At 54.6% G+C, this 26,891-nt stretch carries 19 protein-coding genes; 13 read left to right on the top strand and 6 right to left on the bottom strand.

Annotated features, from left to right (window positions below; genetic code table 11):
* Nucleotides 1-40: 40 nt before the first annotated feature.
* From CRP01_RS28335 to egtD, 12 genes are all read left to right on the top strand, one after another.
* The gene (locus CRP01_RS28335) at nt 41-1,288 is read left to right on the top strand and encodes a T9SS type A sorting domain-containing protein (protein ID WP_099153435.1); all 1,248 of its coding nucleotides are present in this window, start codon (nt 41-43) and stop codon (nt 1,286-1,288) included.
* 386 nt (nt 1,289-1,674) lie between these two features.
* Nucleotides 1,675-2,562 (top strand): alpha/beta fold hydrolase, encoded by an 888-nt coding sequence (locus tag CRP01_RS28330; RefSeq protein ID WP_099153434.1) that lies wholly within the window; start codon nt 1,675-1,677, stop codon nt 2,560-2,562.
* Between the two features lie 85 nt (nt 2,563-2,647).
* Entirely contained in the window at nt 2,648-3,760 is a 1,113-nt protein-coding gene (locus tag CRP01_RS28325) for a serine hydrolase domain-containing protein (RefSeq protein ID WP_170110575.1), read from the top strand.
* Between the two features lie 134 nt (nt 3,761-3,894).
* Entirely contained in the window at nt 3,895-4,755 is an 861-nt protein-coding gene (locus tag CRP01_RS28320) for a methyltransferase domain-containing protein (protein WP_099153432.1), read from the top strand.
* Between the two features lie 122 nt (nt 4,756-4,877).
* Entirely contained in the window at nt 4,878-6,536 is a 1,659-nt protein-coding gene (locus CRP01_RS28315; RefSeq protein WP_099153431.1) for an FAD-dependent oxidoreductase, read from the top strand.
* A gap of 94 nt (nt 6,537-6,630) precedes the next feature.
* Nucleotides 6,631-7,491, top strand: coding sequence for a LytR/AlgR family response regulator transcription factor (locus tag CRP01_RS28310; RefSeq protein WP_099153430.1), 861 nt, complete (start codon nt 6,631-6,633; stop codon nt 7,489-7,491).
* A gap of 86 nt (nt 7,492-7,577) precedes the next feature.
* On the top strand, nt 7,578-8,255 hold the full coding sequence (locus tag CRP01_RS28305) for a ubiquinol cytochrome C oxidoreductase (RefSeq protein WP_099153429.1): 678 nt from the start codon (nt 7,578-7,580) through the stop codon (nt 8,253-8,255).
* A gap of 228 nt (nt 8,256-8,483) precedes the next feature.
* Nucleotides 8,484-14,318: an alpha-2-macroglobulin family protein gene (locus tag CRP01_RS28300; protein ID WP_099153428.1), complete on the top strand. Its 5,835-nt coding sequence runs from the start codon at nt 8,484-8,486 to the stop codon at nt 14,316-14,318.
* Between the two features lie 153 nt (nt 14,319-14,471).
* Nucleotides 14,472-15,329, top strand: a complete 858-nt coding sequence (locus tag CRP01_RS28295) for a hypothetical protein (RefSeq protein ID WP_099153427.1) — start codon at nt 14,472-14,474, stop codon at nt 15,327-15,329.
* A gap of 268 nt (nt 15,330-15,597) precedes the next feature.
* Entirely contained in the window at nt 15,598-15,888 is a 291-nt protein-coding gene (locus CRP01_RS28290; protein ID WP_099153448.1) for a DUF427 domain-containing protein, read from the top strand.
* 38 nt (nt 15,889-15,926) lie between these two features.
* Nucleotides 15,927-17,204: an ergothioneine biosynthesis protein EgtB gene (egtB, locus tag CRP01_RS28285; protein WP_099153426.1), complete on the top strand. Its 1,278-nt coding sequence runs from the start codon at nt 15,927-15,929 to the stop codon at nt 17,202-17,204.
* An 82-nt stretch (nt 17,205-17,286) separates the two neighbouring features.
* Nucleotides 17,287-18,261 (top strand): L-histidine N(alpha)-methyltransferase, encoded by a 975-nt coding sequence (egtD, locus tag CRP01_RS28280; protein ID WP_099153425.1) that lies wholly within the window; start codon nt 17,287-17,289, stop codon nt 18,259-18,261.
* Nucleotides 18,262-18,788: 527 nt separating this feature from the next.
* Here the strand turns inward: egtD and CRP01_RS28275 are convergent.
* The 4 genes from CRP01_RS28275 to CRP01_RS28260 form a co-directional block, all read right to left on the bottom strand.
* Complete coding sequence (locus CRP01_RS28275) at nt 18,789-20,186, bottom strand: vanadium-dependent haloperoxidase (protein ID WP_099153424.1); 1,398 nt, start codon at nt 20,184-20,186, stop codon at nt 18,789-18,791.
* Between the two features lie 33 nt (nt 20,187-20,219).
* Nucleotides 20,220-20,717, bottom strand: a complete 498-nt coding sequence (locus tag CRP01_RS28270; RefSeq protein WP_099153423.1) for a hypothetical protein — start codon at nt 20,715-20,717, stop codon at nt 20,220-20,222.
* Between the two features lie 464 nt (nt 20,718-21,181).
* Entirely contained in the window at nt 21,182-23,260 is a 2,079-nt protein-coding gene (locus CRP01_RS28265) for an alpha-L-fucosidase (RefSeq protein WP_099153422.1), read from the bottom strand.
* A gap of 117 nt (nt 23,261-23,377) precedes the next feature.
* Nucleotides 23,378-24,580, bottom strand: a complete 1,203-nt coding sequence (locus CRP01_RS28260; protein WP_170110574.1) for an alpha/beta fold hydrolase — start codon at nt 24,578-24,580, stop codon at nt 23,378-23,380.
* Between the two features lie 210 nt (nt 24,581-24,790).
* On the opposite strand from CRP01_RS28260, the gene CRP01_RS28255 reads away from it, so the two are divergent.
* Nucleotides 24,791-25,702: an alpha/beta hydrolase family protein gene (locus tag CRP01_RS28255; RefSeq protein WP_170110573.1), complete on the top strand. Its 912-nt coding sequence runs from the start codon at nt 24,791-24,793 to the stop codon at nt 25,700-25,702.
* Nucleotides 25,703-25,812: 110 nt separating this feature from the next.
* Here CRP01_RS28255 and CRP01_RS28250 read toward each other — a convergent pair whose 3' ends face one another.
* Entirely contained in the window at nt 25,813-26,241 is a 429-nt protein-coding gene (locus CRP01_RS28250) for a nuclear transport factor 2 family protein (RefSeq protein ID WP_099153419.1), read from the bottom strand.
* Nucleotides 26,242-26,317: 76 nt separating this feature from the next.
* The gene (locus tag CRP01_RS28245; protein ID WP_099153418.1) at nt 26,318-26,785 is read right to left on the bottom strand and encodes a lipocalin-like domain-containing protein; all 468 of its coding nucleotides are present in this window, start codon (nt 26,783-26,785) and stop codon (nt 26,318-26,320) included.
* Nucleotides 26,786-26,891: the final 106 nt, after the last annotated feature.

Genomic DNA, 26,891 nt, shown 5'->3' with positions numbered 1-26,891 from the left:
TATTCAACGGAAATTATTAATCCCATAAACAACTGCTCTGATGAAATTTATTACCGCTCTACTGCTGGTAGTAGCCCTCCTGGGTTCGCTGCCGGCCCAGGTCTATCAGGGGCTTTACGCCGATTCACTGGAGATCTACACCTTCTCCTCTCCCCTTGATTCCATACTCACCGAAAAATTCATCTACCACTACGACGAACTGGGCCGGGAAGTGCTGCAGGATCATTTCAAGGTGCGCAACCGCGAAACCCAAATTGTACCCCGGGAACGACTGACCTGGGCGTACGATACCGCGGGCAATCTGATCCGCGAGACGACCTTCAGCTGGCACCGGCCTATCAACGGTTCCGGCTGGCGGCCGGTCAGCCGCATGGATTATCAATACGACGACTTCCAGAACCTGATAGAAAGGCAGCGATGGGAGACTCCGTATACGGATCAGGACTGGACCCTGGACTACGCCTATCGCTGGACCCACGAGTACAACGCCGCCGGGCAGGATACCCTGAAGCGGGAATATCAGCTCCGGATCGAGACGGGGGAGTGGAGATTGACCCGGGATTTCCAAATCAGGATCAACCGCTTCGGGCTCGATTCCGTGGAGATCAGAGGTTATAGTCCGGGAAGTGAATGGGCCTACAAAGATTCCTCCCAGTGGTTTTACAATGAGCACCGGCAACTGTGGAGAGAAGCCCACTATTCCGGCTTCTGGTCGCCCCGAACGACCTATTTCTATAATGAAGACGGTCAGGTAAGATCCGAGTTCCACGAATACCTGTATTACCAGGAAGGCTGGCTGTTCGACTTCCAACGCGAAAAATCCTACCAACCGGACGGTGAACTGCTCACGGACCGGTATTCTCGCCGTGGCAACGGCGATTCGCTGCGGGTCTACCAAAGTAGTGGCTATGAGTTCGACCCCATCCGCATGCGGCTGCTCAGCACCGACCAAAAACTCAATTACGATCGGACGCCGCCCGTGCTGGAACTCCACCAAAAGCGCTACTGGTATCTCGGCGCGCTGGGTACGCCGGTCCGGTCGCCCGAAGTATCCGCCGTTTTCCGCATCTTCCCCAATCCCGCCACCGATCGGGTCACCGTCGAATCGGCGGAGGATCTGTCCGGCAGTCAGTTGGTATTGTTCGACAGTAATGGCAAAATGCAGCGGCAGCGATCTCCGGCCGGCTTTTCCACGGCTTTGGACCTGAGTGATCTGCCCGCCGGGATGTATTGGATCAGTCTGGTGCAGGGACGGCGGGTTTGGACGCGGGCTTTGGTGGTGCGGTGAGCGTGGAAAGACCTTCTAAGTCTGCGAGACTTAGAAGGTCTGCCGGTGGGCCTCCTAAATTGTCCAGGTAGATACCGCGTACCGTACTTTTTCCATCCCTTTGGCCCGAAAATAACCATCGTTACAGCGTAGCGACCTGATGAACCGATATGGAAAATCATTAGGACGGCGCGCTGCTCCTGGAAACATTAGTCCCTTCCTATTCTGTAGCTATGACAGTGCGCTGTACCTATATTGACCAAAGTGGTTTGGACGCGGGCTTTGGTGGTGAGGTGAGTATGGAAAGACCTTCTAAGTCTGCGAGACTTAGAAGGTCTGGTGTGCCCCCTCCCCAAAACCACGAATTTTCCTTACCTTGTAAGGAAATCCATTGTCATCCCATACTAATGAAAACGACACTCCTTACTCCCCAACAGTGGCAGGCGGCCGGCCAGTATCTGCATTTTAACGGCCGTCAGATCTTTTACCGGCAGTCCGGCGGCGGAAAGCCGGTATTATTACTGATCCACGGTTTTCCCACCGCTTCCTGGGACTGGTACCGCATCTGGGATCGGCTCGCAGATCATTTCCACCTGATTGCTGCCGATATGCTGGGCTTCGGTTTTTCCGACAAACCCCGCCCCTATCGTTACCGCATCGCCGAACAGGCGGATCTGCAGGAACACCTCCTCCAGGAATTAGGATGTAGGAAGGCCCACATTCTGGCCCACGACTACGGTGATACCGTAGCCCAGGAATTGCTCGCCCGGCGTTTGACGGGAGATCTTTCTTTCGATATCCAATCGGTCGTTTTCCTGAACGGGGGATTATTTCCTGGCATTCACCAGGCCCGGCCCATTCAGAAGTTACTGATCAGTCCGATTGGGCGGTATATGACGCCCTTTTTGGGAAAATCCAATCTGGCGAAAACTTTCCGACGCATTTTCGGCCCGCATACCCAGCCTACCGAGGAGGAAATTGATCAATTCTGGGAACTGATCGATCACCAGGAAGGGAAAACGGTGATTCCCTTGCTCATTCGGTATATGCAGGAACGGAACCAGTACCGCGACCGATGGGTGGGCGCGCTGCAGAAATCCCTGCTCCCGATGCTGCTGATCAACGGTGCGCTCGATCCCGTTTCGGGTGCGCACATGGCGGCCCGTTACCGGAAAGTAGTCCCCAGGGCCAGGGTGGTGGAATTGAAGCAGATCGGGCATTACCCACAGGTGGAAGCGCCAGTCCGCACGGTGGATGAACTATTGCTTTTTCAGCGCATCGGTGATCTGGCGTAGATTTGTGGAAGGAAACTTTATTACCAATAGAAATCAGCCTAATTTATACCCAAGAGTCCCTGAAATTTTAAAAACCCGACTTATTATGAAAAATTACTGCAAGATCAGCCTGCTGATCCTTTCAGCCTGTTTGCTATTCCGGGCACCCATTGCTGCCCAATCGCTTCCCCAAGCGGACATTGATCTGATCGAAAGACTGATCACCGAAAAAATGGCCAAAGACGAGATACCGGGGCTATCCATCGCCATCGTAAAGGACGGAAAACTGGCTTGGGCCAATGGCTACGGTTTTGCCGACCTGGAGAATTTCGTTCCGGCCAAAACCTCCACCGTCTACCGCACGGCATCCATCGGAAAATCCATTACGGCCACGGCGATCATGCAACTGGTCGAAGGCGGCCAACTGGATCTGAACGCCCCAATTCAGCAATACTGTCCGGCTTTTCCCGCCAAGCAATGGCCCATCACTACCCGGCAGCTGTTGAACCACACCAGCGGGATCCGACATTACGGCGGGCCCGATGGCGACCGCGAACTCGTCAGCAAAGTCCACTACGAAGATGTCGTTACGCCTTTACAAATTTTCAAGGAGGACAGCCTTCTGTTCGAGCCCGGCAGCCGTTACCAGTACAGCACCTACGGCTACAATGTGCTCGGTTGCGTGCTGGAAGGAGCATCTGGGCAAACTTTCGCCACTTATTTACAGGAGCATCTCTTCCGGCCCGCGGGCATGTCCGCTACCCAGGTGGATGATCCCTACCGCATTGTCAAAAATCGGGCCCGGGGTTACCAGAAAGCCGCCGATGGCGCGCTGCTGAATTCCGAATACGTGGATATGAGCAATAAGGTACCCGCCGGCGGTTTCATCACCACCGTGTCGGACCTCGCCCATTTTGCGATCGCTTTTATGGATGCCCAACTGGTATCGGCCGATACCCGGGAACTGATGCTCACCCCACAAAAGACCAGTAGCGGTGAGACGATTGCCTACGGCTACGGCTGGGGACTTTTCCCGGATGAAAAATGGTACGGCCAGCGGGAGGCTTTCCACGGTGGCGGCACTCCGCAGGTGAGCGGCGTACTCTATTTGTTGCCCGACGTACAATTCGGCGTAGTCATCCTCATGAACCTGGAAGGCGTGAACGAACGGGTAAGTCTGGCGGCAAAGATCGCTAAGGAGGTGCTGGATCTGGAATAGGGTGATCGACTGCGGCGGCCGGATCGGGATATCGTCCGGCGGGGTAGGTTTTTAGGAACTGTTGTAAAAATAGATACTTTTGTGCCGGCCGTAGCGCCGACCTCTTTTTCCGCAAATCGCTCACAAGCTCAACTATGTCCAACAGTCGTATTGATCACCATACGCCCCACTATTCCGATGCACTCGGTAACTTCGGGCCCGCCTACCATTTGGAACTCATCCGGGATGCCGAACGGGTGAACCGGATCTGCGCCGCGCTGGACGAATCCCTCCGTCCGGACGGTATCCACTGCGAACTCGGTACCGGTACCGGCATTTTTGCCATTTACGCCGCCCAACGCTGCCGGAAAGTTTATGCGGTAGAACAGGACCCGGAGATCCTCCAAATGGCCCGGGCTAACATCGAACGCGCGGGCCTGACCGATAAAATTGAACTGATCCGGGCGGATGCCCTCACCTTTCACCCACCGGAAAGAGTAGATACCTTATTGGTGGAAATGATGTCGATCTGGTGCATTACCGAACCGCAAATCCGCATGCTTAACCACGCAACCCAACACATCCTGAAGGACGGCGGTCGGCCAATACCCAGCCGGATCGTCAATACCTTCGAACTGGGGCATTACGATTTCACGGTCCTGGGCGTGCACTGCCCGGCCTCCATCCCATTGTTTTCCGGTATTCCGCAGCCCCGGATCATGACGACCTCCCAGGTGTTCAATACATTTGATCTAAGTCGGCAAAATCCGGAAGAGATCCGCCACAGTGTGGAGGTACCGGCCCTGTTGAGCGGAACCGTTAACTGTGCCCGACTGTCCAGCCTGGTTCAGATGAGTGAAAACGTCACCTTCTATTCCACAGACAGCCTGATGCCCCTGACACTGGTACCCCTGAATGAGTTAAAGGTGCAGGCCGGAGACAGCCTTCGCTTCACCGCTGCCTTCCAGACCCGAACGAGCCTGGAGGAAGGCGAATTCAAAATTGAACGTCTTTAGCGTCCGGCCCATTAATGGCTGAACGGCCCGGCGACGTCTTGAGCATGAGCATCAACTGGTTTTCACCACCCGTTCACTAACACAAACCACCTATACCAATCCACTTATCAAAATTTGTCAGCATGAAATTTCGCCTGCTCTTTTTACTCTGTCTGTTCTTTTGGGCCTGTCAGGACACACCGGAATCCGACGATTCCGCCATCTCGGCCGACGTCATCGTTTATGGCGGTACTTCCGGTGCCGTGACCACGGCCGTCCAGGTCGCCCGCATGGGACGGTCGGTCATGATCGTTTGCCCGGATAAACACCTTGGGGGACTTACCTCTTCCGGTCTGGGTTTTACCGATACCGGCAACAAGCGGGTGATCGGCGGACTTTCCCGCGAATTTTACCAGAAGTTATACCAACACTACCAGCAAGCGGATGCCTGGCGCTGGCAAAAGAAGGAAGAATACGGCAATGTCGGACAGGGAACTCCCGCAATTGACGGCGCCAATCGCACCATGTGGATCTTTGAGCCCCACGTGGCCGAAGCGGCTTTCGAGGAGTTCATCAAAGAACAACAGATCGAGGTGATGCGGGATGAATGGCTGGACCGGGAGAACGGCGTGGAACTGGAAGACGGCAAGATCGTTTCCATCACTACCCTGAGTGGCAAGACCTACAAGGCGGATGTATTCATCGACGCTACCTACGAAGGCGACCTCATGGCCGCGGCCGGGGTAAATTACCACGTTGGCCGGGAAGCCAACAGCGTTTACGGCGAGGAATGGAACGGCATTCAGGTGGGCGTATTGCACCACGGCCACCACTTCAGTGATCGCCAGATCAGTCCCTACAAGGTGCCGGATGATCCGGCGAGCGGCGTACTCGCCCGCATTTCCACCGCAGACCCCGGCCAAAAAGGCGAAGGCGATAACAAAGTACAGGCCTACTGCTTCCGCACCTGCCTCACCAAACACGAACCGAACCGGATCGCTTTTGAAAAACCGGAAGATTATGACTCCACCCAGTACGAATTGCTGTTGCGCATCTACGATTCCGGCTGGCGGGAAACGTTCCGCAAGTTTGATGCCATTCCCAATCTGAAGACCGATGTGAATAACCACGGCCCCTTCAGCTTCGATAATATCGGTATGAATTACGATTATCCGGAAGCTTCCTACGAGCGGCGCAAAGAGATCATTGAGGAACACGAGACTTATCAGAAAGGACTGCTCTACTTTATCGCCAATGACCCGCGCATTCCCAAGGATGTCCAGAGCGAGATGAAGTTGTGGGGATTGTCGAAAGATGAATTTGCCGATAACGGCCACTGGCCGCATCAGATCTACGTGCGCGAAGCCCGCCGGATGAAGGGTGATTTTGTCATGACGGAAAATGAGATCCAGGGGCGCTCCCCGGTGGATGAATCCATCGGCATGGGTTCCTATACCATGGATTCGCACAATATCCAGCGGTACATCACTCCCGAAGGACACGTGCAGAATGAAGGCGATATTGGGGTACACCCGAAAGAACCCTACCAGATCGCACTGGGCAGTATTATGCCGAAAAAAGCGGAATGCCGTAACCTGCTCGTTCCGGTTGCCGTCTCAAGTTCACACATCGCCTTCGGATCGATCCGGATGGAACCGGTATTTATGATCCTGGGGCAGAGTGCGGGTACGCTGGCTGCCATGGCGCTGGAAAAAGGCGTGGATGTTCACGATATTTCCTATTCGGAGATCCGGGAAAGATTGCTGGCGGACGGACAGGTATTGGAGAATCCGGGATCGTAGCGCGAGTATGGATTGAGGTTTGAGTACCCGGAACACTGATCGGAACCACCGGCCGGACCCGCACGGGAAGTCAAACCTCAACCCATATAGCAATATGACGAAGCGGACTGATCACAAAAAACTGTTTTGGCAACAACCGGTCGAATTACTCAACTCCCGTCGGGAAAAATGGACACTGGTGATCTTCAGCAGTGTCTTCGTTATCCTTTTCCTGCTGTTCTTCCAACCCTTTGGCGTTAATAATTACGATCCTACCCACCGGATCGACGGGGTATTTTTGCTGGCTACCGTATTATTTGGTCTGGTCGGTGGGTTCACCCTCGCGATATACGAGTTCTGGCTGGCGCCGGTATTATTTCGCCGCTCCACCCGCCGGGCTTTCCTGAGCCGTCTGGCCCTCTCCCTGCTGATCCTGGCTTCGGTACTATTTCTTTTTTACAATCTGCTCGGGAATTTCCACGATTGGCGGCTGAAAAGCTATCTCGAATTTATCCAGAATGTCACCCTTATGGGCACCATTCCGATCGGAATAACGCTGCTGTATCTGGAAAACCGAAAAGTCAAAACGGCCTACGAGCGAAGCCAGAACAGCCGACGGACGGATGCCCGGATCCGCCTGACCTCCGAAAATGGCCGGGAACATCTCGCCCTGATCCCCGAACAGCTACTGTACATCGAAGCCCAGGGCAACTACGTTTTCGTTTACCACCAGGAAAGTGGTATTACCCGGAAAAGTCTGTTGCGCACCACCATGAAAAAACTGGAACGCCAGTTGGATCATTACGCTATCATGCGCTGCCACCGCTCTTTTCTCGTCAATACCCGGCGGGTAGGCAAGGTCACCGGTAATGCCCACCAGTTGCAATTGCACCTGTCCGGAGCCGAAGATACCGTTCCCGTTTCCCGTTCCTACATCCCGGCGCTGGAAGCCCAGTTGGACGTTCATCCCGTATAGCGGGATTTCGCCCCAAAGCCCCGGAAATACTTGACTGCTCCGGGGCAGCTCCCCTAAATTTGACAGCAAACCAAACTGTAATAAAAATGAAAAATTGGATTGCTGTTCGTTCGAACAATCTCTTATTTAACTTTCTCCTCTTCTTCATCGGCCTCACCTTTATGCTGGTGTGGCTTCCGCTGCTGCGCTGCTTTTTTGACGGCGCTTCCTACAGCTGGGGGCAATGGTATTTTGGCCGGCAGTTGTCCAGTGCGGGCGTCTCGGCGGATTATTTTATCCTCATCCCTTTTCTCCTGCTTTACGTAGCTTTGTTTCACGCCTTTTATTATCAGAAGAACCGCCTGGTGTTCTACGGTCTGATGATTGCCTGGTGGTTCCATTTCTGGGGGAACTTGCTGCTGGATATATTTGTGCACGGAGACACTCTCTTTCACGGCGACACTCTGAACGTCCACGTCTCTCTCACCGCTATTATTCTTCCCCTGGCCCTACTGGCGCTCCTGCTGATCGTAGCTGTGATCCGCAAGGACCAGACCATGGAAACGGTAAACCTGCCCCGCAGCAGCACCGGCAACCTACGCACCTGGATCATCCTGGGGCCATTGCCGTTGCAGGCCGTACTGTTCATGATCGGTGAACCCCACGCGCTGACCGATGAGATCGCGGTGCTGATCACCATTGTCCAGTCGCTGGCTATTCCATTTCTCTTCACGCCCGGCAGGGTCAGAGAAACGGAAACTGCGGCCGAATTGTACGCGGGCTGACAAATCCACAGTGAACGCGCCGGTATTTATGTATTTCCGGCAGTATCATCATCCATAGGTAAACCTTATCACCGCGGAACTGCCCCGGCACACCGCGGTGATTCACCCTTATACTGGTCAACATCAGATTTTGTGCAGTTGGATCGGCCTTATCCTTTATGATCAAGGTAAGCCATCCTGGCCATCCACAAGATCAGATGCATCCTGGTATAGCTTACCTTGGACAATATGAAAAAACTACATCTACTGCTCTGGACCGCCCTGCTGTGCTCCGGCACCCTTTTCAGTCAGCCGGATCTCCCTACCTACGTATTTTCCATCAGCGCCCAACAGGCCCGGTATTTTTACCAACATCCCTACGACAGCCTCGATCTCGGTACACTCCGTGCGCCCATCGACAGCTTTCTGTACACTTTTGAGGAGCAGGAACGGGAACCCGGGCATTACCTGTACGTTCAACCTCAGTTGGAAGACCTGGAAATTGAGTTGCGTTCCTACTACGCCTATCAGCTCACGCCCCGCAACAACGACCGGGACCTCGCCCTGGAACTGGTGGATGCCGAAGGGCGTCTCCGGCCGGATGCCGATATCCAACTGGGCAAACGCCGCATTCCTTACGATCCGGATACCCGAACTTACCGGCGAAAAAACTGGCACCGGGACGGCCTGCTGACCGTTTCCATCGATCGGGATACTTTGTTCTACGAACTGAGCGGCAACAGTGTGCAGGGGTTATTTACCCGTAAGCTCCATTACTGGACCCGCAGCCGGGTCGGTTACTGGCTCACCGCTCCGGTCCGCTGGGCGAAACGAACCTACTTTTATTTTCGTCGGGGATTCGGCTGGGGAGAGTGGGACTTTTACCATAACCCGTTCCAGTTCCTCAAAGGCCGACCGGGGTTTCGCGGCTACGTAGCCACCAATCAGCCGCTTTACCGCCCCGGCGATACCCTGATGATGAGTGCTTATCTGACCAATAACCGAGGAAAACCCTGGTCCCGTCCGGTAGCCATGCGGATCACTTCCCAGGATCCTACCAGCTATCGCAGCCGGATTATTGTGGATAGTCTGATGCGTCCCCGGGAACCCGGTCGTGTCGAATTCATCTGGCCACTCAAGGATACCCTGCCATTGGACCGCGTTTACCGCATCAATTTCTGGCACCCCCGACGGGATGATTTTGAAAACCTGCAGCACCAGTTCCGGCTGGAGGATTACGAGTTGGACGAAGCGCATTTCTCCCTGAAGTTGCAGCAGGAGGTTTACCACCGGGGAGAGTCCGTAAGTCTACAGGCGGAAGGACGGGATGAGAACGAAAAGATCATCGCCGGGGCTGAATTGCGCTTAACGCTGATGGTCGATAAAATACACCACAGTTACAGCGACCGGCTGAGCATTCCGGATACGCTCTGGACCCATCGGGAAAACCTGAAAGATCAGGAAAGCACCCAATTGATGATCCCGGACAGCATTTTTCCTGCCGCCGATATCAGCCTGCGCTTATTCGGCACCTTTGTTCATCCTTCCGGAGAATTGCATCAGGTGGAACAATCATTCCGACATCACCACCGGGCAGACAAGCTTATCCTCACCCTGGAACGGGACTCCGTGCGGGCCGGCCTGGAACGCAACGGCCAGGCGCTGACCGGACGAGCTGTACTTACGCGCTACGGTGCCCAGTCGGAGGAACTTCCGGAGGAATCGGATACCATCGATCTGCCCTACCGGGAGGCGCTGAGCCCATATTTTCAGACCTACGAACTGAAGCTGGACAGCCTGCGCCAGGAACTGGAGATCTGGGGCTCGCAGGAAAGCCTGGTCTCCGTAAATGGCACCTGGCAACCGGACACCATCACCGTCTCGTTCACCAATCCGCGACGACTCCATATCACGTGGATGCTCCAAAGCCGGACCAGGGATATCCGTCGGGGCAGCTTTTCCGAACCGGCCGGAACGGTCAAAATACCGGTCGGCAATCAGGCCCAATGGGAACTCAGCTACGAATATTTCTGGAAAAAACCGCTTACCCACTCCCAGGAGATCTTTCGGGTAGACAAAAAGCTGGAGATCCTGATCGAACAACCGCCCAAGGTCAGTCCGGGCGAAACCGTGCAGGTAAAGGTCCGGGTCGAAGATGCAGAGGGAAAAGCAGCGGCCGGCGTACAACTGGCCGCAGCGGCGGTCAACGCCCAGTTCAAACATCCGCAATCGGCCTATACCGCCCCTTCCATCCCCTACAAAACGGCCCGCCAACCTTTCACTATTGAAAATTTTTCGCTCGAACCACTGGCGGCAAAAAACTCGGAATACTACCGACGGGGCGTGACGGCAGAATGGTTCCGGAAACTGGATCTGCGCCGGCATCCTTTTTACCAGATGCGTTTTCAGAATAATGGCGTCTGGATGCAGTGGGATACCCTGGAACAGGATAGCTTCTACCGGGACGTGGCTCAGGTAGCGCCCTATCTGATCCGCAACGGGAAAGCCCTGCCGGTCTATCTGCTCTATCTCAACGACGAACTGGTACACTACTATGCTTCCCAGGACAATCCCCCCTACAGTTTTGCGGGACGCAAGGGGTACAATCGCATCACGGTCCGAACCCGGAATGAAGAATACACCCTGGACAGTGTATGGCTGGAAAAGGGCAAAAAACTGGAATTGTCCATTGACCTCGACCGTTTCGAAAACGGTACATCGGATATCCAGCTCAGTCGCCGTAGTATTCCGGAACAATTTTCCGGTGATGAACTGGCCCTGCTGCGCAAAAAATCCCTGGTACTCATCCGGGGCCGGCAGTATCCGGAACAGTACCTGTGGGATCGCCCGACCAATATCCACGCCATCCGGCAGTGGCCGGGCAGTGAGTCCATCCTGATCGTGCCCTTTGCGGCCTCCCGGGAGATCAATTACGTGCGCAGAGGAAAGCTGGAAAGAAAATTTCTTTTCGAACCGGGCTACAGATACGACATCGCTGAAACCCGGGAACGGCTGTACGGGTGGAACAGTTCCGAACGTTTCCGCGATGATTTTCGGCAAAAGCAGCCGAAGGTCCACCGGCCCGGGGAATTGATGCTTCGCCCGGAGGACATCCGCCGGGAAGCACCGGAACCTACCCCAACGCTTTACTTTTCCAGTTTTACCCGGGAGCGCGTGCCCGGCAAGGGACGGCTACACCTCGAAGCCCTGCCTCCCGAACCGGACAGTCTTCCGCTGATCGCTTTCGTGTTGCAGTCCGAAAAAGGGACCGAATGGGTGGTACCGAGCCTCCGGACCGTTATCGGTGGTCTGGAGCCGGGCAACTATCAACTCGTACTGGTCCGGTCGGATGGCCGGGTACTGCAAAGTAGATTTGCCCTGCAACCCAATGCCAACCTAATACTGAACCTGTCCGACGGGACCTTTAGTGAAGATCCGTTCCGCACCTGGCCGGACCGGCTGTATCAACTCAGTCAATCGCCCCAGCCGTACCGCGATACTTCCCAGCCGACTCCTTCCCCAAGCAGCCGGCTTAATCCTTACGAAGGCACGGGCCGTCTGATCCGGGGGCAGGTGCTGGATGATTCCGGTGAGCCCTTGATCGGAGCCTCGATTTTGCTCAATGGGACCCTTTTCGGTACGATCACTGATTTTGACGGTTTCTATGAGATCTGGGTGCCGGCCGAAGGGGCGCAGTTATCCATCAGCTATACCGGCTTCAATTCACAGGATCTGGTCGTTGATCCGCACCGCAGGAACGACGCTGTTCTTGGAGTGAGTGCCCTGGCGCTGGATGAGGTGGTGGTAGTAGGTTACGGCCAATCCCTGGCCAGTCCCCGCCAAATCGTAAGCGAACAGTCCCTACAAAAGCTGCAGGGGCGGGTTGCCGGGGTGGAGATCAGTGTGCCGGGATCCCGGCAGCGTGTTCTGATCCGGGGGCTGGGTGAACCCACCGCCAATCAACCGGTAGTGCTCATCAACGGGCAGCTCAGCACCCTGGAAGCCTTACAGTTACTGTCGCCGGAGGATCTCCAGAACCTGGAGATCGTAAATGATCCCAGCGTGCTCAGTCTGTATGGCGCCCGGGCGGCTAACGGCGTCTACCTGGTCACCCTAAAGTCCGGCGTGCGTATCCCCGAACCGGAGATCGAAGCCCCCGAACCCGACGGCAGTCTACGGGACGAATTCCGGGATTACGCCTTCTGGCAACCCCGGCTCATCACCGACCGGAAGGGTGAAGCTTACTTTCAGGCAACTTTCCCGGATAACATTACGGCCTGGGACACCTACGTACTGGGGATGGATCGCAAACAGCGTGCCGGCGTCGGCCTGGCCCGTACCCAGTCCTGGAAATCGCTCACCGCCCGCCTCAATGTTCCCCGTTTTCTCGTGGAAGGAGATGCGGTCGACCTGGTCGGACAGGCCGTCAACTACACCCGGGACACTTTCTCCGTCGCCACCTTTTTCCGACAGGGAGATCAGGAGTTATTCCGCCGGGATCACCGCCTGGCCAGTTCCCTGACCGATCGCTACCGCTTCGAAGCCGGCGGGACGGTCGACTCCGTAGAGCTGACCTACGGTCTGGAACAGGCCAATTATCTGGATGGAGAAAAAAGGGACATTCCCATCGTGCTGCCGGGCAGTATGGAGACCGAAGGACATTTTCTGGTCCTGGACGGAGATACGACCATCGATCTCTCTTTCAGCAAGGACCTGCCCATCGAACTGTTCATCGCCGATAATACGCTGGAATTGCTGCTGGAAGACCTGAATTATCTCCGGGATTATCCCCATGAATGCATGGAGCAAACCGCCAGCCGGTTGATCGCTCTGAAACTGGAGGAGCAGATCCGGCAGCAACTCGATCAGGAATTTAACGAGGATAGAATGGTCCGCAAGCTGGTTAAAAAACTGGAGAAGGCACAAGGTGACGACGGAAGCTGGGGCTGGTGGCCCGGCCGAAGCGCCAGTTTGTGGATCACCCGCCACGTCCTGGAAGCCCTGCGATGGGCGCGGACGGAACCGAAACGTTCCGTGGCCGAGGAAAGGGGGATCCGCTATCTGGTGAATACCCTGCCGGAAATGGGCCCACAGGATCAACTCCTGACGCTAGACCTGCTTTCGGGTTTCCAGCAGCAGTTGGATTACAATGATTACCTGAACCGGCTGGACAGTTTATCCCTATCCCTCCACGATCGGCTGTTACTGACGCGCATCCGCCAACGAGCCGACCTGCCGTACCAACTGGATACCCTCGATGCTTACCGGCAGCAAACCCTTTATGGTGCCCTGCATTGGGGCGCACCGCTTCCCGCTTACTGGACCTACCAACGCCACCAGCATCCGGTGGCCAATACCCTGATCGCCTACGATCTGCTCAAAGGAGCCGGGCGACAGGAGGAAGCGCGCCGGGCGCGCCAGTATTTCCTGGAGAACCGGGGCATCGGGCAACCCAACGGCCGTTATGCCTGGTACAATACCTTCGAGACCGCCCGGGTGCTGGCCGCCATCCTGCCCGATCTGCTGACCGAGGGCAAAACCTTCCGGAAAAACCAGGTACAGATCGCCGGTACGGTACTGGATAGTTTCCCCTACCGGGACCGGATCACCGATACCCGGGAGATCCGTCTGCAAAAAACGGGTACGGGGCCGCTTTACGTCACCGCCTACCAGCAGTACCACAACCGGCAGCCGGCACCCAAAACGGATATTTTCGACATCACTTCCCGTCTGCACCAAAACGAACGAACGGTGGAGGGGCTGGAACAGGGTCAGGTGGCTACGCTGGAAGTCACGCTGAAGAATGAACTGGATGCCGAATACGTCATGCTGGAGATCCCGATCCCGGCGGGTTGTTCTTATGCCGACCGGAGTATCAACTGGGGCCTGGAAGATCAGCGGGAATACCGGCGGGAGAAAGTGGTGGTGTACTGCAGCCGTCTGGCCGCCGGCACCCATACTTTCCGGGTGCAGCTCGAAGCTCGGTTCAGCGGTCGCTTCACCCTCAATCCGGCCCGGGCGGAGCAGATGTATTTCCCGGTATTTTTCGGCAGGAATGCCTTGAAAAAGCTTGAAGTAAAATAAGGTAACAGCGGATTGCAGGACCGTAACGAAAAACGGTCCTGCCCCGAAATCCAAATATCCGGTCAACCTCAACTTATTTGGGAGTGTTTCATCAATCGATAAGATTAAACGCTTACTTTTGGCGGACCAAATCAGAATTTACAAAAACACCGTATGGATACTCCCTGGAAACAGTTATCGTATAAAGACACCGAAGAGCTCAATCAGGCTATCGCCTATATTCACCACGCCGCCCTGCTGGTTGCCTCCGTTGGCGACAGCCTCTTACCCAAGGCCGATGATGATTCCCAGAGCAATCTGGAATGGCTGCCCGGTATCAATGCCCTGGGCGGCCAGATGGTAGACGGTAGTTTTCGCGCTGCGTTGCGGTACCTGCCTTTCGAACTGCTGGTGCTGGACGACCAGAACCGGATCCGGGAGGGTAAATCCATCCCCGGAAAAAGCAAAGAGGAGTTGATGATCTGGCTGCAGCAGGCCGTGACCCGTACCGGAGGAGATGGTAAAAATGTAAACCTGATCGATCATTTCGATATCCCGGATCACGCAGTAGCCCAGGGAGAAGCATTCCCGGAGATCCATCCCGGCCTCCACAACGAACTGATATACTACCGTTCGAATGCCGACTGGGTACTCAACGAAGTGGCCGGGCTCTATAAAGACGTAACTCCCGTACGCACCTGGCCCCACCACTTCGATACGGGAGCCATCATGCCTCTGGAACAGGATCAGGACGGTAAAGCCACCAAAACCATCGGTATCGGCTGGGCCATTCCGGACCAAAATTTTGCGGAGCCCTATTTCTACGTCAACCACTGGACGGAAGGGGACGCTCCGGATTACGATCAGTTGCCCGCTCTGGAAGGAGCCGGTAAATGGTACCTGGAGGACTGGAAAGGCGCTGCTCTGAAGAGTTCCGATGTGATCGAGCACAAGCAAACTGCCGATCAGCAACAGGAAGTGCTGCAATTTTTCCGCTCGGCCATTCGCGCCACCAAATCCTTTTTACAGTAGGTCCCCTCTTCCTTGGGAGGTTCAATTTCTAAGGTAAATGCCACCGGGAGCGCCAATCGGATACCGTCAAAAAGTAACCGGATGCCGCCCCCTGGCCGCTTTGCACCGGACGGCCGTACCCTGCGCGCCGCTGACGGTCAGTTTTTTGCAAGTACCAACCCTCGCAAAAGCCCGAACTTTCCATTTTTAAAAGTAGCCGGGCGGACATTTAGTTTTGAACAAAATGGGGGGCTTTCCGATTTACTTTATGTACACAATCGTATCACTAATGAAGAAAAAGGCAGTTTGGAACGGCCGGGTGATTGCCGAAAGTGACGATCTGGTTATCGTCGAAGGTAATTATTATTTTTCCCCTTCCGATATCCGACCGGAGTATTTTAAAAATAGCTCCCGTCAGACTACCTGCCCGTGGAAAGGCCAGGCCTCTTATTATACGATCGAAGTAGACGGAAAGACCAATCAGGATGCTGCCTGGTACTATCCGGATCCCAAAGCGGCAGCGGCCAGGATCAAAGACCGCGTGGCCTTTTGGCGCGGCGTGGAAGTAGTGGATGCCTGAAATGACCGCAGCCCGAACATTTTCATAAAAAACGAACCATGACCATCCAATTACAAGAAATAACTAAACCCGATCTGCTCACCCAGTACCGTCAGATCCGGCAGCAGAGCCTCGATATTTGTGCGCCGCTGGAGCCGGAGGATTACGTGGTACAGCCGATCATGGATGTGAGTCCGCCCAAATGGCACCTGGGGCACGTGACCTGGTTCTTCGAAAATTTCATACTCGCCGAACAGGTACCGGATTACCGGCACTTCAACAAATCACTCAACTATTATTTCAACTCCTACTACGAGAGCCAGGGGCCGCGTATACTGCGCAGCAACCGGGGCAACATGACCCGGCCGGCACTGGAAGTAGTGCTGGAATACCGCCGGCATGTAGATGAGCATCTGGAGCAATGGATCCGCACCTTCGAAGGGCGGGAGATGCCGCCCGAACTCGAGCAGTTGCTCGTCATCGGCTTACAACACGAACAACAACATCAGGAGTTGTTACTTACTGATATTAAATACATCCTGGGGACCAATCCGCTGCATCCGGCTTACCGGCCGCAGCCGGAGCGGAATGCCCCCGGATACGCAGCAGATACCCGGTTTATTCCGGTGGAAGAAGGTATTTACGAGATCGGTTACCAGGGCGACGGCTTTTGCTGGGATAACGAACTGAGCGTGCATAAGGTCTACCTGCACGCCTACGAGATCCAGGATCGCCTGGTGACCAACGGAGAATTTCTGGAATTCATCGAGGCGGGTGGATACGATCAGTTTGAATACTGGTTGTCCGAAGGCTGGGAATGGGCCAAGCAACTGGACGTGAAAGCGCCTTTGTACTGGTTCCAACAGGACGGCACCTGGCACCAGTATACGCTCGGCGGCATGCAGCCCATTGACCCGGATCTGCCGGTTACCCACGTCAGCTATTTTGAGGCCGATGCTTACGCGCGCTGGCGCGGCATGCGCCTGCCGACCGAAGCGGAATGGGAAGTAGCCTGCCGGCAATTGTACACCCAGATTCCCCGGGAAAGCAACTGGCTGGAAAGCGGCCAGGGCCATCCGACCGCACGGAAAGACGCGAACGATTACCAGATGTTGGGCCAGGTATGGGAATGGACGGGAAGCGCCTACCTCCCCTACCCCAACTATCCGCGACTGAAAGGGGCGCTCGGAGAATACAACGGGAAATTCATGGTCAACCAGATGGTGCTCCGCGGAGGATCCTGCGCGACCCCGATCTCACATATCCGGCCCACTTACCGGAACTTTTTTCAAACCGACAAACGCTGGCAGTTCACCGGTATCCGACTGGCCCGCTAACCAGCACCTGACACCTGACACCTCAAACCTGACTCCTGACTCCTGACTCCTGACTCCTGAAAAGGATAAAAAAATAACCACCATGTCATTCATCAGCACTTCAGACCTCGTCAAATTCGACCAGAACTTCGCCACCGATGTGGAAGCGGGTTTGAGTCTCGATCCCAAAAAATTATCCTCGAAATATTTCTACGACAAAAAAGGGGATGAACTGTTCCAGGCGATCATGCGGATGCCGGAGTACTACCTTACCGATTGTGAGTACAGTATTCTGAATCGCCAGAAAGCCGATATTTTGGAGGCCATCGGCCCTTCGGGTTTCGAACTGATCGAACTGGGAGCCGGCGACGGTTACAAGACCAAGGTACTGCTGGAGCACTTTCTCTCCCGGGAAGTGCCTTTTGTTTACCGGCCGGTCGATATTTCCCAAAATGTACTCGAGGTATTGAGGAATGATCTGAAGAATCGCTGGCCCGATCTCGCCGTACGTCCGCTCAAGGGAGATTACTTTGCTATGCTGGAACGCCTACAAAGTGAACAGGGCCAACGCAAGGTGGTCTTGTTTCTCGGTGCCAATATCGGGAATTATACTCGCCAGGAAGCGCTGCGTTTTCTGGAAAATCTGCACAAGCAACTCGATCCCGGTGATCAGTTACTGATCGGTTTTGATCTTAAAAAAGATCCTTCGGTCATCCTGAATGCCTATAACGATCCGGCCGGTATTACCGCCGCGTTCAATCTGAACCTGCTCACCCGGATCAACCGCGAATTGGGAGGTCATTTCGATCTGGAAGAATTTTCCCACTGGGAGACGTACCAGCCAATTACGGGCGAAGCCAAGAGTTATCTGATCAGTCGGAAGGAACAGGAAGTGGAGATCGAGGCCATCGGCAAAACGTTCCATTTTGGTGCCTGGGAAGCCATCGATGTGGAACTTTCCCTGAAATACAGCCCGTTCGAGATCGAGGCGCTGGCCCGGGCGGCCGGCTTCCAGGTCGTCGAACATTTCTACGATGACCGGAGCTATTTTCTGGATAGCCTGTGGGAGGTCAAGTAGTGCAGAGCACGCTAATTGGAACATGAAATCATGCGAATCAGGAGTTAAAAGTCCCGTAGGGACGAGATATAGGTAGCCCGTCCTATAATTTGGGAGGTTCAGCGTGCCGTAGGTACGCAATATGGTTTTACATGGCGTACCTACGGCACGCTAAGCCGGGAAATGGTCATTTTTCTACCTACATTTTGTGCCTAAAGGCACATTGATTCCAAGTTTAATTCCTTATTCGCATGAATCATCCTGAATTTTTTCAGAACTCAAAAATGACCTTGTAGAGGTTAAACATTCGTAGAAAAATAGTCGAAATGCTGGTTTCGACCTCAGCGAAGTCGGAAAACGCTTATAAGGCTAACTTCTACGAATATTCGACCTCTCTGAGGGCATACACCGCCTTTTACAAAATTCGGCGTAATTCATATTGGAGTGGTTCAGTTCAATATGAATTGCCATGCAATTTTTTCAATCGCCATGTCAATCTCGAATACAAAAATTCAATAAATCCGGCCATTCGAGTTGCCGTCCGACGATTACCGCCGCCACGGCATCGCATTCACTTTTTCACCAATACTGAACCCCAGATCCAGACCCGCGTCGGAATCCATCCGAAAATGTACCCCCAGCGGGATGCGCGATTCGGCATTTTCCCGGGCCATTTCCCGAAAGTTGGTAAACGAGCGCGGCGTTCCGTTGAATTCGGTACGTTCGGCGTGAAAATTATCCACCATTGCGTAATCATTGCCGAACAGATCGGACATAACCGCAGCGGCCGCCGCTCCGAAAGCCGCATGCCCGGAAGGATAGGCCGGGAAATTCGGCGTAAAGAACTGTCCGGAACCATCGGGGCACATCACCGTATTCCAACTATTGTCTCCCATGACCCGGCGAATGTAATCGATGGGACGTTCATGATTGTAACGGTATTTCTCATGCCAGCAACGAATGCCCGCATCCGCCAGCGCCATTCCTACCCGGGCGTAGGCCTCCAGGGCCTTATCCAGGGGTTTATTTTCCGATTCGATCACCTGATTGAGGATACCGATCCAGCGACCGGCCGGAGTGGAAGTCAGGATCGGACAGTCATCACTCCAGAAATCGGCGATCCAGCGCTCTTCGGATGCCAGATCCACCTTGGCTCTCTCACTGGCCTCCAGAACTTCGATGGCCTCCAGGTACAGCGCGGAGGCGGGATCCTCACTGTATTCGAGGGGCGGATCGACGATATCGTCGGGGCCGGCTACAAAAGTCCGGATCTGCCCCCAGTACGGGACCAGTCCCGGTGTGTAATCCGGGAAGGTTGGCTGCCACAGGCCCTGGCCGGTTGGTGGGGAGTAGGCCAGATCGACATTGCGATCGTAGGCCTCGTGCCCAAGTTCATCGGAAGCGGACCAATCGTGGACCGCATCCGCCATCTCGGTGCCGTAACGTACCGAACGGCCGAAAACATCGGACGGGATCTCCTGTTTGAAGCGAATATAAAATTCATTGCGCAACTGGATGATCCGGAATAGATGTTCGGACGGTGCTCCGGGAAACATCAGTTCCAGCATACGCTCGTAGGTTGCCGTCAGTACGGTCGGCCAGTGGTAAGTCTGATCTTCTTCCAGATAGGGTAATTCCAGTCCGGGGAAGTAATTCCCCAGTGAATTGTATTTATCGCTCATCCCGGCCTGTACACTTTCGTAAGCAGCCAGTCCGACGTATCCAATAGTGCGGGCGGAGATCGGCGGACGGTAGCCGGGCGTAAAGCGCTCCAGGTCGAGATAAAGCGTGTTCCAGGCCAGCGGGACTTCGGCCGAATAGGCCGATACCGCCAGGGTATCCGGTTGCGGTAGATCAATATCCCGGCTACAGGCGGATATCACCAGTAAACTACCGAGAAAAAGCCACCGAAGTGGCCTATAGCTGTAAGAGAAAAGTTGGTTCATGAGATTATATACTTAGCAAATAATTGGTTTCATTCAGTCTTCGCAGTTATAGACGATCAGCCGTTTTTGCCAGCTTTCCAGGCTGTCGGGCTGCAGGTTTTTCACTTCTTCCAGGAACTGTTCTACCCTCCGGTCGAATAGCCGCAGGCTGTCGTTCAGCATCCGCATCTCAGCGGCAATTTGCTGGTCTTCAGTTTCCGCTCTATCCACCCGTTCTTTCACCTCCATCGGTAACTTTGGATAAGCTTCAAACATGCGGATCAAGCCCGCGTTGCGGATAGCGATCATGTTTTTGCGTTCATCCTCGGGCAGATCTTCCGGTATTCCTTTTTCCAGATCGGTGGCTACCTCATCCCACAGGGTCTGGCTCTTCCGGCCCAGTGCCTGTAGCTGACAGTAAAAATCCTGCCCCCGCCGGTGCAGTTTGATTCCATTTTCAGTGAGCATCAGATCCACCTGATCGGGGCCGCTACAGGCCGGCGAAAAGGAAAAAGCGATCAGCAAGATCACTGAAGAAGTCTTGGTTATCATCCAATTTTTTTATAACTGCTTTCTACGATAATGGGGCGAAAAGTTTCAAAAACGCAACGATTTCACGGACTTTTAACAACTGTTTTACAGTATTGGTCACCGGAATAGCTTCGGTCAACCCTCTGGAATACCTCCTTTAGTCCGTAGCGTTGAAACGCAGATGTGGGGCGGGTAAATGCGGGAAGGGGCAAAACGACAGCAGGCTGATCACCACAAACACCTTGTTAGGAGAGTCTCAAACCAGCTTTTATTTTCCCGATCGCTCTGATCTTTTAGCGAAGTTTCGTCAAATTTCTTATTTAAAATGAAAAATTCCACGCCCGCAAGATGGAAAACGGAGCGATTGTAAGCTGCCTGTCCAAATATTCCCTGCCGTCCGATCGGGTGCTTTGCTCCTAAATGAATAGCGGAGTGGCGTGTTGACGCCACTCCGCTATATTTTTTCCGGTCAGTTCCTCTATTTTTTAATTAGCCGAACTCTCGGTCAACACCCCTACTTCGGCAAAAGCCGGCGGGTTGCCGTCCACCGTCGCGACGGATTTAAGCCGGATGTACCGGGCCGGCTGCGCCTCAAAGGTCACGCGCTGCCAGATCGGGCTATTCTGAATGTTACTGAACTCGCCGGCGGCGGCCTGCGTCCAGTTTCGGTTATCGGTACTGGTGTACAGCTCGTAGTTTGAGATCAGGCCGGAAAAGTAACGGCTTTGCACCGGCAGGTAAGTGAAACCCCGCAGCGTGAGCGTTTCTCCCAGGTCGATCGTCAGTTCGTTCACCGGATCTTCCTTTTTGGAACCCCACCAGCTTTCTTCCAGTCCGTCGATAGCCTTTTCGGCCTCCGTGCCGGCGTTCAGCACCTTCCAGTTGGTCGGGGCCACATCCAGTTCTACCTGACTGACCTCACTGGTCCGTCCGGTATTTTCATCAACGGCCACCGCTTTTACCGTCGCCGGACCGGGTAGCGGTACCGGGCTGGTGTAGGCCGTAGCCGATGTTCCCGGTTCGGTACCATCCAGGGTGTAATAAAGAGATACGCCTTCCTCCGGCACCTGCAGTTGCAGTTCACCGGCCTTATTGCGAACCACCGTGGGCGGCAGCAGCAATTTGGGCGCATGGTACAATTCGATATTGGCGATGGTCGGACAGGCTTTGGCGTCGGTAATGTTCAGCCGGACCGCAGTCGCGGTGGTTTCCGGCAGTCGGAGAATACGTTTGCAACCGATGGTGGTTTCCGAAGCGATCTCCTGCCAGCTACCGTCCATTTCCGCTTCCAGCGTAAAGGCTTTCACCCGTTGCCCCAGCGCGATATTTTCCTGCACGAGCAAGCGGTTGAAAGTGACCGCCTCGTCAAAATTGATCGTCAGACTGGCCTCGGTGACGCCGTCTTCAGCAGCCCAGTAAGATTTGGGATCTTCGTCCAGGGCCTCCGCGGCCGTATAATCTCCGCCGCGCTCGTTGCTGGCGCTGATTGTATTGCCCTTCGCCAGCTCTTCGGCAAAGTCCGCTTTGATCACTTCGGTTAGTTTTTCCAGTTGGGCCACGTCATTTTCGTGGATCAGACCGCGCTTATCCACCGGAAAGTTCAACAGCCAGGTGGTGTTTCGACCGATGGATTCGTAGTACATATCTACCAGTTGGGGCAGGGAACGCACCTTGTGGTCTTCGTATTCGTGGTAGTACCAGCCCGGCCGGATGGAGACATTGGTCTCGCCGGGTACCCAGTGGGTGCCGTCCACCTGTCCGGAAGCATATTTTCTCGAATATTCCGGCATACCGGGATATACGGAATCCCGCATCAGGTTGGACCACATGGTCCGAAAGGCGTGGCCGTCCTCATTGCCTACCCAGCGCACATCGGGTCCGGCATCACTGAAGATCACCGCATCGGGTTGCAATTCCCGGATGATGGGATAGGTGTTTTGCCAATCGTAATAAGCCTGCTTGTCCACCCGTCTTTCCTCATTGGCCCCGCCGTAATAGCCGGTACCGCCGTTCGCGCCATCGAACCAGACTTCATAAACGTCGCCGTAATCGGTGAGCAGTTCCCGCAACTGATTCCGGAAATAGGTCAGGTATTCGGGTTTGCCGTAATCCGCATGATTGCGATCCCAGGGTGAGAGGTATACGCCCAGCTTCAGGCCGTACTCTTCGCAGGCATCGGCCAGTTCCCGCATCACATCGCCCTGCCCGTCTTTCCAGGGGGAGTTCTTTACGGAATGCTCCGTATATTCGGAAGGCCACAGACAAAATCCGTCGTGGTGTTTGGCCGTCAGGATAATCCCCGTCATGCCCGCATCTTTGCACACTTTAGCCCATTGCCGGCAATCCAGTTCCGTCGGATTGAACAATTCGGGGCTTTCGTCACCGAATCCCCACTCCATATTGGTGAAGGTGTTCATATTGAAATGGACAAAAGCGTAGAATTCGAGATCCTGCCAGTCGAGCTGTTTTTGCTCCGGCACAGGTTCGATCGCCACCGGAGGTTCAATCGCCGGCTGGCAGGCCAGTAAAGTCAGAACGGGTAATAACCAATAAGTAGATCGCATTGGATGGTTGATTTTATTTGCGCATAATGCTTGAAGGGCCTAAGCTAAATAGGAAAGTTGGGAATACAAAATGTGGACCCGGCAGCAGAGCAGGCCGGACTTTGCGATAGGCATCCTCTAGCCGGTTCCCTGCAATTTCCGGAAATGGGAGGGCGTCATTCCGAACTCCCGCTTGAAGGCGGCCGAAAAGTTATTTGCCTGACGGTAGCCAACCGCGTCGGCAATTTCCACGATGGGAATATCGGTCGTGCGCAGCATGGTTTTGGCCGTTTCCAATCGAAGCTGGTGCTGGTAGGCAATGACCGGTGTATCGAAAAGTTTGCGAAAACCGTATTTCAATTTATACTGATTGAGCCCGAAACGCCGGGCCAGGGTTTTCAGTTGCAATTTTTCGGCGTAGGACTCCTGCAGGAACTGCCGTACCTGGTACAGGGCCGTCACATCTTCCGGGTTTAAAATGTCGTCCTGTGCATTGACGACGGCTTTTCCGCCGATCAGGAAAGACTGGATCGCGTCGATCACTTCGGTGATATCCCCGAACCAGGGCAGGTGATCATCTCCCGGCAACTGCACCAGCTGCGCACCCGGGATCTGCCGGTGCATATACTGACTGTGCCCGAACTCGATCAGGCGGTCGTCCGTGCGGTGCAGGATCAATGACGGCACGGTCACCTTGGGTAATACCTCCCGGATATCGATCTCGATATTCATCCGGTAGAGCGCAGCGGCCGTACCCGGGCTGGCGCTGCGGCGCAGGTAGGTCGCCCAGCGTTCCTGTGTGGCGGGATCATTCGCCCGGCTCGGAGCCATCAGGTGCAGGCCAATTGGCTGCCCCCAGTTGGATTGCATATGCTCCAGGGTTTTCTGGTGTTGCTGCCGGCTGAGCCCCCAGGGATATTCCCCGTCGGGTATCCAGCGGGCGTAGCTACCGTACAACAACAGGTGGGAGACCAGTTCCGGATATTCTACGGCAAACAATGTAGCCAGCGGTCCGCCTTCGGAAAGACCCAGCACGGCCACCTCCCGGCTATCCGCCGCTTCTACGATGGCCCGGAGATCCTGCATGCGTTGGGTGATGCCCGGCAGGCGCCCCGGCTCTACGCGATCCGACAGGCCGGTACCGCGTTTGTCAAAAATGATCAGGCGGCAGAATTGGGACAGGCGGTTCAGCCACGCGGCCAGCTCCGGCATATTCCACATCTCCTCCACATTGGTGACCCAGCCGGCCACGATGATCAGGTCCAGCGACCCCTCACCAACGATCTGGTAGGCGATATTCACCTTTCCGGACTGAGCGTATTTTGTTTCGGTTTTCTGCATCGGATCTCGTACTGTACCCAAAGATACAAACATTCAATAATCCCTTTCACATAGCTTAGAATACTGTTAACATAGCCCATTTGGGGTAACCTTTCATAGCTTTGTAATATTGATAACTCTACACAGCGCCAATTGCGCAATAACCCGATGAGTGAAAAATTGAATGAAAACCGGGCCGGAAAATGCCGGCCGAATCAAAAACCCGATGTAATGAAGTACACGAAAGAAATCACCTATTTTTCCGCCGATGGATTTGCCAGTACCGTACGAGCTTTCACTAATCCCCAACGTCCGCACGCCGATGTAGTCCTGCTGCTCCCGGCCATGGGAACGACCGCCGCCTACTATTCGCCCTTCGCGGAAGCGCTGGTAGAAGCCGGTTACCACGTGGTCACTGCCGACTGGCGGGGCAAGGGCCTCTCGATCATCCGGGCCGGCCGGAACGCCGATTTCGGTTACCGAGAGATCCTGCACTACGATTTCCCGGCCCTGTTCGATTGTGTCCGCTCGGAATTCCCTAAAAATGAGATCATCGTCTACGGCCACAGCCTGGGCGGGCAACTGGGCAGCATCTACCTCGCCGCTCATCCCGAGGAGCAGGTGACCGGACTGGTTCAACATTTCTCCTGCCACTGTCACTATAAAAACTGGGATTACCAGTCTTGGAAAATGTACCTGTGGTTCAAGACCTTTCCCTGGATCGCTCGTCTGTTTGGCTATTTTCCGGGAGAGCAGGTCGGTTTTGCCCGCCGGGAAGCCCGCACGTTCATGCGCGACTGGGGCTACTCGGGCACCAAAGGGAAATACCACCCGAAAGGTACCTGGCAGGCGTACGATTCGTTGGGCCATCTGCTGACCACTCCCATTCTTTCCTTTTCGCTGGAAGGCGACCAACTCGCCCCCCGCAGAGGAGCCGAGCACCTGTTCGGACTGTTCCCGAACGCACGAGTGACCCATAGGCACCTGCCCGCCGATAGCGGCGAACGCAAACCCTACAGTCATTTCAACTGGGTACACCAGCCGTCTCTGTTTATTCAGCAAATGAAGGAATGGCGGGGAAGTTATACTCCGGAAGTAGAAGAGGAGGTGGAATTACCGGAGGACTGCCTGATGGAATTTTGAGATAAAAGTGCAGAGGCTCCAACCAGTAGCCTGAAGCAAGAGTAAGCATTAAAAATACACACAGCGGAGCGGTCCGAAAGGCCGCCCGCTTCGTGTGCATTTCCGGGTGATCACCGGGTTCGCATGTAAACCTGATCCTGGACCAGCAGCCAGTCGCCGTCCTTCCCCTGGACCAGCGAGAACAGAGATTGAAAATCCGCCTGTTTCCCTTTAATGCTGGTTTTAACCAGGGCATTACCTCCAGCACTCAGCTCGACCGATTCGATAGACACGGTTCGCTGATCACCGCCAATCTTTTTCTCCCGCACCATATTCAGATAGACTTCCCGGTTCAGTACGGTGAGTTTGCCTTCCGCTGCATTATTCCAGACGACACGGTAATCAGCGTGCAGGAGTTTGTCCAGCGCCGCTACGTCCTGTCGATCGCCGGCAGTGGCAAATTGGTGAATAAGTTGGGTGAGGGACTCCAAACCTTCCTGCGCGTGGCCGGAAAGCGCCATCCCTCCCATCATAGATAGGATAAGCATGATCTTTCTCATTTAGAATATATTGTGAATGAATAAAAATGACGTGTGCTTGTTCCGGAAGAAAAGGTTCCGGGCCCGTAACTATCCTCTACTCACCGCTCCGATCTTTCCCGGCCAGCAGCCGGGCGGAAATACTTTTGTAGGTCAGGATGATCTCCGCTTCGTCAGCGGTATAGTGCAGGATAAGTTGCTCCCGGGAAAGGGTACGGATCTCGTAAGTCGTCGTAAAACCTCCCGCTTCCCGGATACTGAGCCGGTCACCCTGCCGGGAAATATTCCAGCCCCCCAGGATGTCCGTGAAGTTTTCGTCGGGACGGCAGTGGTTTTCCCCGCGATAGATCCGCAGCAGTCCGTTGGACGAAAACTGCCAGGAATCATCTTTTTCGCAGGCTTCCATCATATGCATTGCCCCGGGCCCATCGATAAGCTGGGGGTCAGTTCGGATCGTGTCCAGTTGCCAGTAGGTCTGTACCAGTAAATGGCGGTCAAAATCCTGCCGGCAGCTCCAGGAGATCAGGGCGAGCAAAAAGCAGCATACAGAAGTATAAATAGTCATGGCGTTGGATGTTAAACATTCGGTAATGAATGATCGATCGGATCGATCTTTTCATAAAGTTAGCCGCGCGGGCCACCCAAAGCCAGTGTAATCTTGTGAATGGAGA

Source organism: Flavilitoribacter nigricans DSM 23189 = NBRC 102662, assembly GCF_002646595.1.
Lineage (GTDB): Bacteria > Bacteroidota > Bacteroidia > Chitinophagales > Saprospiraceae > Flavilitoribacter > Flavilitoribacter nigricans.
The sequence above is the reverse complement of the archived record's forward strand: the minus strand, read 5'-3'. Positions and strand labels throughout refer to the sequence as shown.